The organism is Microcoleus sp. M2_D5 (assembly GCF_036701935.1).
In the GTDB taxonomy this organism is placed as follows: domain Bacteria; phylum Cyanobacteriota; class Cyanobacteriia; order Cyanobacteriales; family Microcoleaceae; genus Microcoleus.
In genome coordinates this window covers 63,932-79,063 of sequence record NZ_JAUBRP010000030.1, presented here as the reverse complement: position 1 = coordinate 79,063, position 15,132 = coordinate 63,932, and the positions used below count along the sequence as shown (strand labels likewise).

General features: G+C 42.8%; 15 protein-coding genes. 6 read left to right on the top strand and 9 right to left on the bottom strand.

Features of this window, described 5'->3' with window-relative positions; translation table 11 throughout:
- Positions 1-555: 555 nt before the first annotated feature.
- Both QUA50_RS14875 and QUA50_RS14870 read left to right on the top strand, forming a co-directional pair.
- Entirely contained in the window at positions 556-1,206 is a 651-nt protein-coding gene (locus QUA50_RS14875; RefSeq protein ID WP_333264789.1) for an ATP-binding protein, read from the top strand.
- A gap of 431 nt (positions 1,207-1,637) precedes the next feature.
- The gene (locus QUA50_RS14870) at positions 1,638-1,937 is read left to right on the top strand and encodes a DUF3593 domain-containing protein (RefSeq protein ID WP_333057168.1); all 300 of its coding nucleotides are present in this window, start codon (positions 1,638-1,640) and stop codon (positions 1,935-1,937) included.
- A gap of 169 nt (positions 1,938-2,106) precedes the next feature.
- Here QUA50_RS14870 and QUA50_RS14865 read toward each other — a convergent pair whose 3' ends face one another.
- The 5 genes from QUA50_RS14865 to QUA50_RS14845 form a co-directional block, all read right to left on the bottom strand.
- Positions 2,107-3,699 (bottom strand): helix-hairpin-helix domain-containing protein, encoded by a 1,593-nt coding sequence (locus QUA50_RS14865; protein ID WP_333264790.1) that lies wholly within the window; start codon positions 3,697-3,699, stop codon positions 2,107-2,109.
- The gene (locus QUA50_RS14860; protein ID WP_333264791.1) at positions 3,692-4,471 is read right to left on the bottom strand and encodes an endonuclease; all 780 of its coding nucleotides are present in this window, start codon (positions 4,469-4,471) and stop codon (positions 3,692-3,694) included. The genes QUA50_RS14865 and QUA50_RS14860 overlap by 8 nt, the downstream gene beginning before the upstream one ends.
- Position 4,472: 1 nt before the next feature.
- Positions 4,473-7,133: a DNA polymerase III subunit alpha gene (locus tag QUA50_RS14855; protein WP_333264792.1), complete on the bottom strand. Its 2,661-nt coding sequence runs from the start codon at positions 7,131-7,133 to the stop codon at positions 4,473-4,475.
- Positions 7,134-7,273: 140 nt separating this feature from the next.
- The gene (locus QUA50_RS14850; RefSeq protein ID WP_333264793.1) at positions 7,274-7,693 is read right to left on the bottom strand and encodes a lysozyme inhibitor LprI family protein; all 420 of its coding nucleotides are present in this window, start codon (positions 7,691-7,693) and stop codon (positions 7,274-7,276) included.
- Positions 7,694-7,710: 17 nt separating this feature from the next.
- Positions 7,711-8,025 carry a DUF2499 domain-containing protein gene (locus QUA50_RS14845; RefSeq protein ID WP_242715849.1) on the bottom strand — a complete coding sequence of 105 codons (315 nt, stop codon included), beginning with the start codon at positions 8,023-8,025 and terminating at the stop codon, positions 7,711-7,713.
- A 406-nt stretch (positions 8,026-8,431) separates the two neighbouring features.
- Here QUA50_RS14845 and csaB point away from each other — a divergent pair, with 406 nt between their 5' ends.
- The 4 genes from csaB (at position 8,432) to QUA50_RS14825 (ending at position 11,230) form a co-directional block, all read left to right on the top strand.
- Positions 8,432-9,475, top strand: coding sequence for a polysaccharide pyruvyl transferase CsaB (gene csaB, locus QUA50_RS14840; protein WP_333264794.1), 1,044 nt, complete (start codon positions 8,432-8,434; stop codon positions 9,473-9,475).
- Between the two features lie 16 nt (positions 9,476-9,491).
- Positions 9,492-10,223: a Uma2 family endonuclease gene (locus tag QUA50_RS14835; protein WP_333264795.1), complete on the top strand. Its 732-nt coding sequence runs from the start codon at positions 9,492-9,494 to the stop codon at positions 10,221-10,223.
- 159 nt (positions 10,224-10,382) lie between these two features.
- On the top strand, positions 10,383-11,015 hold the full coding sequence (gene trmB / locus QUA50_RS14830) for a tRNA (guanosine(46)-N7)-methyltransferase TrmB (protein ID WP_333264796.1): 633 nt from the start codon (positions 10,383-10,385) through the stop codon (positions 11,013-11,015).
- 71 nt (positions 11,016-11,086) lie between these two features.
- Positions 11,087-11,230 carry a hypothetical protein gene (locus tag QUA50_RS14825; RefSeq protein WP_333298738.1) on the top strand — a complete coding sequence of 48 codons (144 nt, stop codon included), beginning with the start codon at positions 11,087-11,089 and terminating at the stop codon, positions 11,228-11,230.
- Here the strand turns inward: QUA50_RS14825 and QUA50_RS14820 are convergent.
- From QUA50_RS14820 to QUA50_RS14805, 4 genes are all read right to left on the bottom strand, one after another.
- Complete coding sequence (locus QUA50_RS14820; protein ID WP_333264797.1) at positions 11,227-12,741, bottom strand: phospholipid carrier-dependent glycosyltransferase; 1,515 nt, start codon at positions 12,739-12,741, stop codon at positions 11,227-11,229. The two genes, QUA50_RS14825 and QUA50_RS14820, sit on opposite strands and share 4 nt — an antisense overlap.
- 79 nt (positions 12,742-12,820) lie before the next feature.
- A complete protein-coding gene (locus QUA50_RS14815) occupies positions 12,821-14,200 on the bottom strand; it encodes a site-specific DNA-methyltransferase (protein WP_333298739.1) in 1,380 nt (459 codons plus the stop codon).
- Positions 14,201-14,214: 14 nt separating this feature from the next.
- Positions 14,215-14,574 (bottom strand): hypothetical protein, encoded by a 360-nt coding sequence (locus QUA50_RS14810; RefSeq protein ID WP_333264799.1) that lies wholly within the window; start codon positions 14,572-14,574, stop codon positions 14,215-14,217.
- Positions 14,528-15,106 carry a hypothetical protein gene (locus QUA50_RS14805; protein WP_333298740.1) on the bottom strand — a complete coding sequence of 193 codons (579 nt, stop codon included), beginning with the start codon at positions 15,104-15,106 and terminating at the stop codon, positions 14,528-14,530. Before QUA50_RS14805 ends, QUA50_RS14810 begins: the two co-directional genes overlap by 47 nt.
- Positions 15,107-15,132: the final 26 nt, after the last annotated feature.

The window sequence follows — 15,132 nt, the reverse complement described above, 5'->3', positions numbered from 1 at the left end:
GTCCCGCCCGTCTTTTAAGGACGGGCGGGACGCCCATCCCACAATAACAATTAAAATTGTAAGTTATTTAATTCCCGCTCCTAAGCAGAAACAGAGTTGTTTGCGTAAGTCCTAGTCTAGTGGATGGACGCGGCTCGACGGTGTAAGGTTCGTAGGCGTAAGCCGGGGCGTAGCCATCGCGCTCACGGATATTACTTACGCCTTTGGGATGAAAGCCCGCACATCAAGGCTCCCTTGCAGCGAACGGCGAGGCCGGAGGCGCTAAATGCCAGGGATTCTGGAGCTGGCGACGGCGGAGGCAAATGACCGACTCCGACAACGGATAAGTATTGGTAATGAATGCAGTGGGATTTTGCTGCCGAGGGCGATCGGTAAATAAGCCAATTGGCTTAGACTCTTAAGACATATTGCTGATGCGCTGCCTTCTCTAAAAAAGATAGCATTTTTGTATTATCCCCGAAATAATACCGAGCAAGCAAGTATAAAAAAATATACCAAATGTCTCGGCGGGTGGGAAGATAGGGTACAGCTAATACTTTCAGACGAGGAAAATAGATGTCCAACAGCATAGATCAACTTGCAGAAGGTGGCAGGGGGCTCAAACTCATGTGGCAGATTGCAGACGAGATCAGTTACACCCGGACTCTCGACAATCGAAACTGTTTGCGGCTGAGCAAAAGTTACGAAGTAGAAGGTTGCAATCGCTCCCAAAATATAAAAAAAGCTAGCGTTTTAGATAGGTTAATGAATTTATTAAACACCTGGGATTGGCAGACTGGAACAGGGCAGGAAGCAGAGCTGCATGAAAATTTTATTCAACATATTAGCCTGCAAGTCAACACAGATGTCAATGCTTTAACTCAAGTTTTGTTGTGGTTTGAACAGTTGAAAGATATATCGCTGCCCAATGAAGTTTGGTGGAAGATTCAGTTGGGGTTGGCTGAAGGTTTCACTAATGCAGTTCGCCACGCTCACAAAAATCTGCCAGTAGAAACTCCTGTGCAACTCGAAATTACGGTGTTTAATGGACGGTGGGAACTCAAAGTTTGGGATTGCGGCCCGTGTTTTGATTTTGATGCTAAGCTCAAGGAAATTCTGGCAGCAGATAGAAAAGGCGGCTTGGACTTAGAGGTTTTGAACGATGCTTGCTTGATGCCTAGCAGACAGAAAAGTTTGGAACCGTCTCTATTTCTAATTGCTGGGTAGCTTTGGGGTGATGGACAATTAACAGACTGGCACGGTAAAAAATGTGTTAGTAGGCTAAAAACGGTGTTAGGGGAAAATTTACGGGTTTTGTCTCCGCGTGGGTGACGGGTTTTGAATACTGCCGACTTGCTGCGGCTTGAGTTAAGAGCTATGGTATTGGGTGATTCTATAGCGGTTCGATAGAAACGGGTGCATCTGTCGAATTAAATATTAAACATTCAACATCAAAAGTTAAAAATTATTCACACTAATTTTTGAGCTTTTAATTTATGGCAATCATTGCAGGAGTTGTACAAAGATGTAGGGGTAGTGCCTTTCTTTGCCTATCTCTGCCTCATGGGGGCAACCGGGCGTGGGTGTTGCCCCTACAAAAATTACACAAATGATTGAGAATTGCTGTATCATAGTATCGGGTTGCTCACCAATTACTAATGATTTCCAAAGAAACTTTATTTGTTCTGTCTCTATTTCCCTACTTGGGATTTCTCTGGTTTTTGACTCGATCGGGAAAAACACCTCGTTTAGCTTTGATGGGATTTTACGGCACTCTCGTTTTTGTAGCAGTGACGATTCCCGCCGCAATTTACGCAAAAGTTGCCTACAACGAGTCACTAGCAAATGTCGATTGGCTGCACGGTTCTGCGGAACTATTCTTGACACTTGCCAATATTTTATTAGTTTTAGGCTTTAGAGAAGCGGTGATTAAAGCCAAAGCATCCTCACAAGAATAAACTTGAGAGGGTAGTCGGGATTAATCCGAAACTTTTATTTGACTAGCGTCTGTTTAGTTGGGCGAATTAAATAACTTACAATTTTAATTGTTATTGTGGGATGGGCCTGAAAGCCCGTCATGAGTGGACGGGCTTTCAGGCCCATCCCACTTTCAAGAGTGGAAGTTATTTAATTCTCATTCCTTAGTTGGGCGAGATAATTGACGTACTGGTGAAGGCGATCGGTGCTAGTGTCAAGTAAACGACTGGCCCAAGAATGTACATTAAGTTGCGATCGCATTTCTCGAAATACCGCAGCATCCCCGCGATTGTGTAGAGGAAAAACCCAAGCATCAAATCCAGCAGACTTGAGACGGCTAACAGTTCCCTCGCCATCTTGCACCCACAATTGAGGGTTAATGCGAAGGGGTTGACAGGAATATTCACCGACAACAATTCCCCCCACCGACACGCTAGCACCTTCTCCCCGATTGGAAAGTTCTTGCAAAATAGCTTTGAGGGAATTGAGTTTTTTCCCGTCTTGTACTTGTTGCGGTGTCAGCTTGACAATGACCATTTCTAAAACTTCCACAGGTTTTGTCGATCGTACAACGTTGACTGGTTCCGCCGGCCAATGGTTATTTACTTCCGGTTGGGCCTTCTCAATTTCCTCTTCAACCTGTACTGTTTCCACCGGTTTTGCAGTGTCTACAATTATCTGAATTTCCTCCCCATCTTTCTCGATTTTTCCACTAATCAGTAAGATAGCATTCTCTACCATGTAAGGTTTCACTTGTTCGTAAGCCTTGGGGAACACCACAGCTTTTATTTGAGCTGTCAAATCTTCTAATTGCAAAATTGCCATCGCATCGCCTTTTTTTGTCACTACCATTTTGATAGCGCTGAGCATGACAATAACAGATACTTTCCCCTTTTTATCTGCTAACTCTTCGAGAGTCACCACATCGGGGTCTGGGTTTACTTGCATGAGAAACTTTAGGGGATGTTCTGATACATAAAAGCCAAGCAGTTCTTTTTCTAAACGCAATTTCTCCTGTTTTTCATAATCTTTTATTAATTTAGATTTAGGCGCAGACTCATAGGTATTGACTGACTTGCCAAAGCTATTCCCACCTAACAAGTCAAAAAGATTACCTTGGCCGCTTTCTCGGTCTCTTTTGCGCTCTTGCGCCCATTTAATTACCCCTTCGAGGTCGTGTACTAATTGATTGCGGTTGTGTTCAATTTTATCAAAAGCACCGCATTGAATTAATGCTTCTAAAGCGCGGCGGTTGACAGAATGGAGATTTACGCGATCGCACAAATCAGCCAGCGATTTAAACTTACCCCCTTCTTGCCGCGCCGCCAAAATATTTTCAATTGCCGCTTCTCCCACATTTTTGACAGCAGAAATCCCAAACAAAATTTTATCTTTTGCAGAGCCAGTCATCTGTTTCGGCAGCGGTGTAAAAGTAAGTTCAGAACTATTAACATCTGGCGGCTCAACCTCAATACCCAGCTTGAGACAATTGGCAATATATTTCTGTACTTTATCCTGATCGCCCCTGTTAGCAGTCAGCAGTGCAGCCATGTATTCTAGAGGATAATTCGCCTTTAAATAGGCAGTTTGATAAGTGATATAGGCATAGGCCATTGAATGGGATTTATTAAAACAGTTAGATGCCACCAAACTATTTTCTAGGATAAAGTTATGTTCTCGTTCAACGCCTATGTCATAGACTTCTTGAGTTCCTAGTGATTTTCGACTAATAATTTTAACCATGTTTGTAACTCCTGAGAATATCCTCAATCTTATTCTTTTTTCGTTGCAACCCCAATCGGAGATACTGATACACAAAATCATAGAATAATTGTATATTTTTTCGAGTAAAGATTCTCCAATAATAAACTTTTTTTAATTGATGCTCTTGTACAGAACCCATACCTAAGTGCCTTGCTAGTCCGCAGGCAAATTCAAAGGAACCAACAATGCAGACTAAACCGCCACTTCTACCTTTGTTTGCATAAGCACAACCGTCACCGTCAAAATAGCCTAACACATAAGACCCTAAATATTTTAAGTTAGGGAAATAGGTAACTTCCGAAAAAGTTCTTCCTGTTATGATGCCGTAGCCCTGTAAAGAGCTTGCCAGCTTTTCAGAAGAAAAATTTATTCGGTAGTGAGGAGCATAATTTTGAGGCTGAATAACTCTAATTTCACCAGAGTATTGTAGCTCTATGCTGAGCATTTCTGTAAGTTCTTTGTCAATAGATTCACAAGCTACATAATTAGTTTGAGTAACGCAGCCATCAGCAGCTATCAATCCTAATAAATAAGCTTCAGCTTGAGAGTCAATTACATCAAAATAGCTCTCATTTAAAGTATAGCGGTTTCGCCGCTTAGTATTAATGTCCGCTTCTTTTAAAACCCTTGAAACTGCTCTTTCGCTCACACCAAGGTAGTTAGGAATGTCTCGACACTCCATGCCCTGATTAAAAGCATAAATGATTTGTTCCTTGTGTTCCGATTTTAGCTGCCTGTAGTCGAGATACATTTTATATATCTGAGCTAGAGTTGATTTGTTTTAAGTCTAATCCTTGTTCAAAGATTTCGTCAATGGGCAGCATTTGACCGCCAGCAGTCATAAACTTGTGATCTTTTGTGGCGCGAATTATCGAGCCATCTTCCAGGCAATACTCAAAGACCTCCTGCTGCCCCCGGCGATGCCACTGTGCAATTGACTGTGTATAAATATAACCGTTGCTATCAACACTATAAACAGTACATTCAATTTTTTCCTCAACGATTTTGCCAATAGCCATCGGCCCATATTCTACCGTCAATATCTGCGTGTCATAGCTCAAGCAATACTCTGCAAATTGTAGCATCTGCGCGAACAACTTTTCAGCAATTCTTTGACTGACTCCATTCTTAGTTGCCCCATCGATAAACGTTTCTTTTTGCTTCTGCATTTCATCAGCTTTCTTCTTGCCCATTGCGCGCCGCAGCAAGTCAGCTTGCCCCAAAGAATAGCCCGCCAAATCTTGAGCCATCCGCATAATTTGCTCTTGAAAACAAAGCGTTCCGTAAGTCTCTTTTAAAATTGGTTCTAATAGCGGATGATCGTACTCAACGGTTTTACCGTGCTTGCAGTCAATAAACTGAGGAATCAAACCTGCATCCAGCGGCCCAGGTCGGTAAAGTGCCAAAATAGAAGAAATATCATCCAGACAGGAAGGTTTGAGTTTTTTCACTACATCCAGCATTCCAGAGGATTCTAACTGAAAAATACCTTCTAAATCTCCTCTTTCTAAAAGTCTATAAGTTTTATCTACATCATCGGGTAACTTTTTGATTCGGCCAAAAGTCTCTTGAGCTCTTCGCTCTATATCAGAAGGTAGCATTTCTGGCTCGACAATTAGATTTTGGGTTTGCTTAATATAATCAACAGTTTTCTGAAGCGTTGTTAAATTTTTTAATCCCAAAAAGTCCATTTTTAGCAACCCCAAAAATTCCAAATCTTCCATGAAATATTGGGTAATCACAGCGCCATCATTATTCGTCTGTAGCGGTACAAGTTCATCCAACGGCTCTGAAGAAATTACCACACCTGCTGCGTGAACGCCATAGGTTTTGTTGGTTCCTTCAATGCGAATTGCCATGTCAATCCACTGACGAACGGGGACTTCTGTACCAGTTTCTGCATTTATGCAAATTGTATTTTCGTAGTTGTCTTTAAATTCCTGTGCAGGTGTGTCATCGGAAATCATCACTTTAAGTTTTTCCGGTTTCCCCCGGGACACGGGAATTAATTTTGCCATTTCGTCTGCTTTTTTGTAGGGAATACCTAACACTCTGGCAACATCCTTCAAAACAGCTTTTGAGGTCATTCTGTTGAAAGTAATAATTTGCGCTACGCGCTCGCTACCATATTTTTCAGTAACGTATTTAATCATGTCGTCCCGCCTTTCTATGCAGAAATCGCTATCAATATCTGGCATAGATTTCCGTTCTGGATTGAGAAATCGCTCGAATAGCAGTCCGTGGTGTACGGGGTCTATATTGGTGATTTTGAGGACGTAGGCAACTAGAGAACCTGCAGCCGAACCCCGTCCTGGCCCTACTGGAATATCGTTGTCTCTAGCATATTTTATGTAGTCCCAAACTACTAAAAAGTATTCCGAAAATCCCATCTGCTGAAGCATTTTCAGTTCGTATTCTAGTCTTTGTTTGTAGACTGGGGGGATTTCATTTCTAGTGCGGGCTTTGAGGCGTTCTAACAGTCCCAGCCAGGATATTTCTTCTACATAAGTATCGGCTGTATGTTCTGGGGGAATTGGAATTGTGGGAATCCGAGCTTCTCCTGTGAGCTCGTATCTCGATACTTTATTTGCGACTTCTAAGGTATTTGCGATCGCCTCTTTGATTGTTTCATCATCCAAATGGTCTCGAAACAGTTGCGCCATCTCCTCTGCGGACTTAAGATATTCAGTACCGCTGTAGCGCATCCGCTTGTCTTCTTCAATCAGTTTGTTGGTGTTAATGCACAGCAAAGCATCGTGTGCTTCTACGTCGTTGCAGGAAATATAGTGAGAATCATTGGTGGCAATTATTTTAATTTTGAGTTCGCGGGCAATTTTGACGATTTCAACATTAACAATCCGGTCTTCCGGGGAACCGTGGTCTTGAATTTCTATATAGTAATCTTCTCCAAATACTTCTTTATACCATGTGGCTACTTCACGGGCAGTATCTAGCTTGTTTTGCAGAATCATTTGGGGAACTTCGCCGCCCAAACAAGCACTGGTAACAATTAAACCTTCGGAGTATTGTTTTAGCAGTTCCTTGTTGATGCAAGGTCTGGCAAAAATACCTCTTTCTGGCATTCCCTTTAAGTGGGAAATTGTGGTGAGCTTTACTAAGTTTTTATAACCTTGGGTATTTTTAGCTAAAACAACTTGATGGTATTTTCTTCTACCTCGAACTTTTACTTCAATGTCGCCGTTTACGACATACATTTCATTGCCAATAATCGGCTTGATATTTTTATTTCTGCAAACTTTGATGAGCTCGATCGCCCCGTACATCACCCCGTGGTCTGTAAGGGCGATCGCGGGCATCCCCAATTCCACCGCCCGTTCTGCGAGCTGCTGTAGCTGAGAAGCCCCATCTAGCAAGCTATAATCGCTGTGAATGTGCAAACCAACGAAGGACATAGCGATTTTGGATTTTAGATTTTAGATTTTAGATTGTACACCATCCGGATAGATAAAGATCAAATAAAAAAAATTGGGACTCAATCGTTGTTCTCTCGTAGGGTGGGTATCGATTGCATTACTAAATAGCGATCGAACTTTTACAAATTTGCTTGTTGCAAATAACGCTCCAAGTCTTTAACCCGTTCTTGTGTCACCCTCGCTCTGCAATAACCGTAGGTAGAAGCAGCCAAAGTTCCACCTTCAAACTGCCCCATTTCATAATTGCAAGATTCATCTCTAAACTTGAGCCAACTACGCTGTGCTACTATCAATCTTTGCTTTTGTTTGCTGTTGAGTTTCGGCTGAAGTTGCTGATATAGTTGATTGAGCTTTCTGTCTGCTGCCTGAAACTCTTGACTGGAACAGACATTCATGTCTAGAGTGGTTTGAGGATTTTTGCAGTTAGGTTGTTGGGCGACTTGTACGGGAATGTTGCTGGCTTTGCTGGGAAGCAAAAATCCGGCTGTCAACAAAAGCAAACTTGCGACAAATTTTACCCAAATAGTGCTATTTTTCACTTAGTTTCTCCCTTTTTTTAATCTTTAATTTTCTCTGCTGGCTGAGCCGATCGCCAAATCCACCAAGCCGCCGCCCACAAAGTAAAATTGCCGAAGAGAGTCATCGCCGCTTGCAGGGTAACAATCCATTCTAGGGCGGGGGAGTTGTCAAAATAGTGCCACGTACAGGCACACATAGCGCTGACGAGAGCGGGCAGCATTCCGGCGGAAAGGGCCCACCAAGCTCGATTTTGAGTGACTTCGCCGTAAGTCCAAATTAACCAGATGGCGGCAATCCACTCGACGACGCTAGAGACGTGAATAATCCAGGTGGGAATTGACAAAGCGTGCATTTTTTGTATTGTGAACGAAGATGAAAGATTTATCGATCGGGACTTACGCAACTGTCATATAAAGTATGATGAGTCTGTCGATTTTAGATTTGAGATTTTAGAGTTTAGATTGACTCCACAGATGAATCTTGGAGCTTGAGCTTTGGTCTAAAATTTTAGGAGCATCCACGACTTAAGTCGGGGCTTGTACCTGTTTTTGGGCTGGTCATACAATTTTAGATTAGCGAGTTGATATTTTATTAGATTTGCGATTTGAGCTGAATGATGACGTAAAGCTTTGAAGCTTGATGACAGTAGCATTTTTTTGGTAGTAGGAGCAAATCTCAAATATCAAAAAAATCTAAAATCTAAAATCTAAAATCTAAAATCGTTAGATTCCCCATCACAAACAAATAAAAGAGTAGAAATGCGAGCAATTTTGTGCGGCTATTACGGTAAAGGCAACGGCGGCGACGAGGCGCTGTTGGCATCGCTACTGCAAATGTTACCAGATGGCGTGACGCCGATCGTCCTTTCTGGCAATCCTGTCGAGACAAATCAGCGGTACGGGGTAGCTGCGCGCGATCGTATGAATGCCTTTCAAGTTCTCGAAGCACTCCGCACCTCCGACGCGCTAATCTGGGGCGGCGGCAGTTTAATCCAAGACGCTACTAGCATTGCGAGCCCTTTCTATTATGGCGGTTTGATGGGATTAGCGCAGCAGATGGGCTTAAAAACTGTTGCTTGGGCCCAGGGAATTGGCCCTTTGAAGCGCGAAATGACTCGCAAGTTATCTCAACGCTGTTTTGCCGGATGCACCGCCGTCAGCGTGCGGGATAAAGGTTCAGCTACTTTACTTGCAGATTGGAAAATTCCCTTCACTTTAGCGCCCGATCCCGTGTGGGCTTTGGAGAATTCTCCCGTGTCCGGTTTGTGGGATTTACCTGCGCCCAGAGTGGCTGTTTGTTTGCGTTCTCATTCTACACTAACTCCCGCGCGTTTGTCAATCTTAACTCAAGCTTTAGTTGACTTTCAAAAAGCAACTCGCACCTTAATTTTGCTGCTGCCTTTTCAAGCGTCTCACGACTTAGAAATTGCCCAACATTTGCACTCGTCCCTGCCGAAAAGGAGCCGCATCCTCAGTTTAGAAGATCCGAGAAAATTGAAAGGAGTGTTCCGGGGAGTCGAAATGGCGATCGGGATGCGCTACCACAGTTTAATTATGGCCGCATCCGAAGAATGCCGGTGTTTTGCCCTCAGCTACGATCCGAAAGTCAGTCAATTGATGGACGAGTTAGAAATGCCGGGATACTTATTATCAGAATTGCCAGAAGATCCTTATTTAATCAGCAAAACCTGGATCGAACACTATGCTAACGGCGACGCCTTATCGCCAGATAGGATAAAATTTATTGTAGGGCGATCGCTCTTTCATCGCGAAGTATTGCAAACCGCACTCCAGCAGTCTTAGTAAGAGGTAAAATACCGTGACAGCCCCTACAGCAGACTTAAAAATTACCTGGGAAAAATTGCCAGACGACTTCATTTTAGACGAGGAACCTGTGGAAAATATCGACCAACCCTTGCTAGCCGCCGCCTTGCGCGAAATCCTAGAAATCGCAGGGCTAATTTTAACAGGAATATTAGTTGCCCCAAACATGGGAATTTGCGCTACATTAAACGGCAAGCTAGTTATCAAAGCTCCAGATTGGTTTTATGCCCGCAACGTACAGCCGCTTTCTAGTCAAGAAATTCGCCGCAGTTACACTCCCAACTTAGAAGGGGAAATTCCGGCGATCGTCATGGAATTTTTATCAGCTACTGCCAACGATGAATATTCTAGTAAACAAACTTATCCACCTGGAAAATGGTTTTTTTACGAACAAGTATTGCGAGTGCCAGTCTATGCACTTTTTGAACCAGCCGCCGGAGTGTTAGAAGTCTACCAGTTGGATTCATCAGGAAAGTATGAAGTACAACCGCCCGATGCTTTCGGCCGTTATTGGATTTCAGGAGTTGGGTTATTTCTGGGTGTTTGGTATGGCACAAAAGCCGAAAGAACCGGATATTGGTTGCGGTGGTGGGATGAAAGTGGCGAGATGTTATTGTGGGGAGCAGAAATGGTAGAAAGGGAACGGCAGCAAAGGGAGCTCGCTCAACAGCGGGTCGATCGACTAGCTGCCCAATTAAGAGCAGCCGGCATTGAACCAGAAGCCTAATGCAATAATGAGCAATTAAAAATAGCCGAGGGACAATTTTTAATTGCTCATTAATTAAAAAGTATTGAGCAACATCACAAAAATCAATATTTATCTGCGTTAATCCACGTTCATCTGCCTTCATCAGCGGTTAAAAATTACATTCAGGAGACAGCAAAATTGGCAAGAGTAAGAGTGCGGGAACACGTCAATCCCCTATCAATTAGATATCAAGCATCTGCAAGTCCTCCGGATTGGACTAAAATCTATACCGACTTAAATTTACCGCTGCATTTAGATATCGGCTGCGGCAGAGGACGGTTTTTGTGGCACATGGCGCAAATCCAAACAGACTGGAACTTTCTCGGATTAGAAATTCGGGAACCTCTGGTAGAGGAGGCGAATCTGTGGCGGGACGAAAAAGGCTTGACAAATTTGCACTATTTGTTTTGCAATGCTAATAGTTCCCTTAAACCAATTTTAGAAACTTTACCCGCAGGTATTTTGCAGCGAGTTAGCATTCAGTTTCCCGATCCCTGGTTCAAGAAAAAGCACCACAAACGGCGCGTGGTGCAGCAGGAATTAGTCAACGAATTGGCAACTTATCTCGCAATTGGCGGCGAAGTTTTTATCCAATCAGATATTGAGGAAGTAGAAAGGGAAATGTGCGATCGCTTTTCATCTCACCCCAGTTTTAAACGTCAAAACGGCAACAACTGGCTAGCAGAAAATCCCCTGCCTGTGGCTACTGAAAGAGAAATTGCTACTCTCAAACGCGGGGAACCAGTTTATCGAGCACTGTATCAAAAATAACGATCGCTTTTGCAAACTCACCTTTGTTATAAATGTTATAACTTACATCTTGCCCGTTAGGAACAGGCAAGATGCCTGTTCCACAAGACTTAATTTTTTTGTGGAACGGGCAGGAGAGCCCGTTAGGAACAGGCAAGATGCCTGTTCCACAAGACTTAATTTTTTTGTGGAACGGGCAGGAGAGCCCGTTAATAAAAGAATTATTTCTAACTTAAACCCAAGACGGCAGCCACATCCGCATTTGCCATTCCCACTGCGACAAAGGCAGTCCCAAATAGATAGGCATCCAGAAAATAAAAGCACCCAAAACCAGAAAAATAATTGTTACCCCCATCCCTCGGAGTCGAGTTTTAGGGCTGTGCAGCCACCTGTCAACCCACCAAGCAAGTGCTAAAGCTGCAAACACAGAACAGCCCATATAATGGTACAAAAATATGCAGCGAGTCACCTTCACCCAAGGCAGCAAATTAGCGGCCCAATTAACTATTAAATATAACGCCAGCCACATTTGGGCAGTCGGCGGAAACAAAATCGGCCGCTGCTGTTCGATGAGTTCAACAGAAGACTCGCTGCGCGTTTTCACCCACACGGAAATCCGGTGAACTAAAACTCCTATTACTAGCAGTACAGCTAAGGTTGACAGCCACCAAAGCAAGGGATTTCCCATCGCGTGAACGTCAAAAATTACCTCAGTTGCACCTTCAGGTAAAGGCGGCAAAACCGGATCGGCTTGTCCATTGCTGCTAGCTTTTTTGAAGAAGTAAACTATCGGGCGCAGCATCAAAGGCCAACCGTACCACGCGGAACAGTAAGGATGTACATCTGGGCCGCTTTTAATCCGCTGGTGATAAGTCAAAATTTCCGTTTGCATCTGCCAGAAATTGGGAGTTGGATTAAAGTGCAGGTGAGGAATCCAAGAGATGCTGTAAACTACAATAGGAATAATAGCTAGACTCAAGCAGAGTTCTATAAAATTGAGTTTTGTCAGTTTTTGTACGGGACTTTCGGTAGGAATTAGAGGTGAATCTACCTCGCGGCTTTGTTCTTCATTTCCTCTGTTACCCTGGATAAAACGGACTGCCCAAGCACAGATTAAAATTAGATAAGTACCGAAAAGAAACCACAATCCGTTCCATTTGATAGCCGCAGATGCGCCGAAGCCAGTACCGGCGAGTACCAGCCAAAGCCAGCGCTTTTTACCTTCTGCTTCTACGGATTTTAAAATAAATAACTGACCTAAAATTCCAAACAAAACTAGATAAATGTTGTTCAGCGCGTAGCGAGACTCAACTAAAAACAGACCGTCGCAGGCGATAAATAAAGCAGCAATAAAAGCAAAGGTGCGACGCCGAACTAGCTGATAAGCCAGGGCTCCCACAACTAGCGGAATAAAGGAACCCGTGAGAGCATTCAGCCAGCGGTAATCCCAAGGGGAAAGCAGGGAACCGGCCATACTGTTTACGGCGGTTTTTCCGAAGGGAAGGTGAGTTCCGATCCAAATGCCGATCGCAATTATGTACTGGCTCAGAGGCGGGTGGGCGTTGAAAAAAGGAGTTTTTGTGAGATAATTGTTGGCAAATTTAGCGTAATAAACCTCGTCAAATACTAATGTGTTAAATCGCTCTAATTCCCAAAAGCGTAGACTTAAGGAAAAGAGGAAAACACCGAGCATTGCTAGGGATAAAATAACGTTCGATTGGTTTAATTGTTTTTTATTGGTTTTCATAAAACAACAGCAAATAATAGATACTAAATTTGAGGGCGATCGCTAATTTAAAATTCCTGAGTCGAACCATTGTATGCTGCTACTGCCATCCTATCCATTGTCTGACAATATCTTCTAGTTCCCCAGGCAACGAATCAGTTGCATAAAGAGCAAAGTTGTTAATAATTTTACTTTTGTCTGGGGGAGACTCAGTTTGAAATCTAGATTCATCTAAGTTAAAAAGCGATAACTGGCGAGACTCGTCATCCGGTGGATTCTGGTGTAGCGATGTTTGCTGGCTGACAAAATCGCCCATTCGTTCGCAACCCTTAGCAAAACGGCGCAAAGTAGTTGCGATCGCCTCAGAACTATTATCAATTCCTATCCATCTCCTCCCAAACTCCGAAGCCACACTCAAAGTCGTACCAGAACCAGCAAAGCAATCGAGCACTAAATCATCAGGATTTGATGAAGCTCGAATAATTCGACTAAGTAAATCGCGGTTTTTCTCAGTTGGATAACCTGTAATTTTAATATTCTGATTGTGAGCATCGCGAAACTCTAGCCAAATATCTTGTACGGGAATCCCGCTACTGCTATCCAAATATATCTTGCGACGGGGATTTCCTGTTGCAGACCAATATATTTCCCCTCTAGCATCCATTTCATCTAGTGTTTGAGGTGGAAATTGCCAATGCTTTCCCGGTGGCGGATTCATCCCTCGCCAAGACTTTCCAGTTTCGCCATTTCGCACTCCAGGCGCATGAATCGGAACCTTTTTATATCGCCGTCCAGTTTCCTTTTCAATGTATTCATATTCTTTGTTGGCGCGCTTATCTGTCCATTCTTCAACAGGACGATTCCAGACATAAGTATCTGATTTACTATAAAACAGGATAAAATCTGAAACATTGCCGTAAGTCTTTTTTGTGTAGTTCTTTGGATTACATTTTTTGCGAGTAATCCAATTTCTAAAATTGCGTTGACCAAAAATTTCATCCATAATCACCTTGATATAAAATGCCATTTTATCATCAAGATGGACATATATTGAGCCGTCATCAGCTAATAACTCTCTCAATAGTATCAACCTCTGACGAATAAATTCAATATAGCTGTTACCTGCTAATAAGTCAGAATAAGCATCAGTCTGAGATCGCGATTTAAATATAGTTTTCGTTGCAAAAGGCGGATCTATGTAAATTAATTTTACTTTACCTTGAACAGAGTTATCTTGAAGTAAATTTGCTAAAATGGGCAAGTTATCACCATAGTATATACGGTTTTCATCCAGCCCACTTAGCTGTTCATTGTTAGCCCACAATTTTACACATTTAGCTTTCTTAGTGCCTAAAACTTCACTAGCAGGCTGTTTTCCCGGATATAAAAAACACGCATCCAAGCTATTGTTTAATTTACTTTCATTAAGATTGGATGTAGCTTGATCTTTCGATTGTTTTTTTGAAATACCAGTAGCCATTCTCACTCCTATTTTTAAGAACGCAGCCATTCCACTGTAATTCGGTCTGGAACCATACGCAGTGTCAATACCATAATCTGATCTGGCCAACTATTTTCAATATCTGCGTAGTCATCCCACATTGAACCGAGTAAAAGACCAGGCCCATCATTCAAAAAAATTACCTTAGTTCTTAAATTGTGATTTTGTGCGTAACTGAGGATTTCATCAGCACAGCTACGATAACCGCCTGTTCGATCGTCTTCTTGTGCACCACCTCTATCTGAATCATATCGTGCTAATCCTATTGCCAGCAATTCATTTTCATTAATATCGTAAATCACAAAATCAACAGGACGTTTCGGGTTGGGATAGTTGGCTAAGACATTTCCCATCAGGATATCTTTTCCAGCTCGCTCTGGCCCTCTGATTGCCTCGTCGTGGAAAGTGTAAGCGGAATAAGGAGAAAAATCTTTCAGTTAGGTCGTATCCCTTTTTTCCGCGACTTTTGTATTCCCACAACAAAGCGGACATTGCCTCGTCAGGAATAGGACGAGTCATGTATGCAGCTTGAACTTCTTGAACAGACCTAAAACGAGATCCAAACTGATTGCAAATATCCGCTGTCTTTTTTTTCCTTCTGAGCATTTCAACTGGAATCTCAGGGCTAACATACTTGCGAAACATCCTGAGAAGTTGAACTCGCATCCATGTGCTAGGAACCTCAGAAATCTGTATAAATAGGCGCACTGATGATTCAGAAGTCCTGAGTAATTGCCCAAACATTACTAAAACTGGTTCGTAAAGTTGGCAAGCCTCTTGTAAGATATCTGGATAGTATTCTCCTGTCATCAAAGTTATCCAGTTGTGTCCATCTGCTTTGTAGTCTACAAAAGAGTTGCGTCTTCCCGATATCATATTACTCACCCTTCATCTCACAATTAACTCCTTCA

What these genes read in the sequence shown, in the direction of transcription:
- QUA50_RS14875 (WP_333264789.1), top strand. Translation starts at nt 556, where the DNA reads ATGTCCAACAGCATAGATCAACTTGCAGAAGGTGGCAGGGGGCTCAAA.
- QUA50_RS14870 (WP_333057168.1), top strand. Translation starts at nt 1,638, where the DNA reads ATGATTTCCAAAGAAACTTTATTTGTTCTGTCTCTATTTCCCTACTTG.
- QUA50_RS14865 (WP_333264790.1), bottom strand. Translation starts at nt 3,699, where the DNA reads ATGGTTAAAATTATTAGTCGAAAATCACTAGGAACTCAAGAAGTCTAT.
- QUA50_RS14860 (WP_333264791.1), bottom strand. Translation starts at nt 4,471, where the DNA reads ATGTATCTCGACTACAGGCAGCTAAAATCGGAACACAAGGAACAAATC.
- QUA50_RS14855 (WP_333264792.1), bottom strand. Translation starts at nt 7,133, where the DNA reads ATGTCCTTCGTTGGTTTGCACATTCACAGCGATTATAGCTTGCTAGAT.
- QUA50_RS14845 (WP_242715849.1), bottom strand. Translation starts at nt 8,025, where the DNA reads ATGCACGCTTTGTCAATTCCCACCTGGATTATTCACGTCTCTAGCGTC.
- csaB (WP_333264794.1), top strand. Translation starts at nt 8,432, where the DNA reads ATGCGAGCAATTTTGTGCGGCTATTACGGTAAAGGCAACGGCGGCGAC.
- QUA50_RS14825 (WP_333298738.1), top strand. Translation starts at nt 11,087, where the DNA reads ATGCCTGTTCCACAAGACTTAATTTTTTTGTGGAACGGGCAGGAGAGC.
- QUA50_RS14820 (WP_333264797.1), bottom strand. Translation starts at nt 12,741, where the DNA reads ATGAAAACCAATAAAAAACAATTAAACCAATCGAACGTTATTTTATCC.
- QUA50_RS14815 (WP_333298739.1), bottom strand. Translation starts at nt 14,200, where the DNA reads ATGGCTACTGGTATTTCAAAAAAACAATCGAAAGATCAAGCTACATCC.
- QUA50_RS14810 (WP_333264799.1), bottom strand. Translation starts at nt 14,574, where the DNA reads ATGGGAAATGTCTTAGCCAACTATCCCAACCCGAAACGTCCTGTTGAT.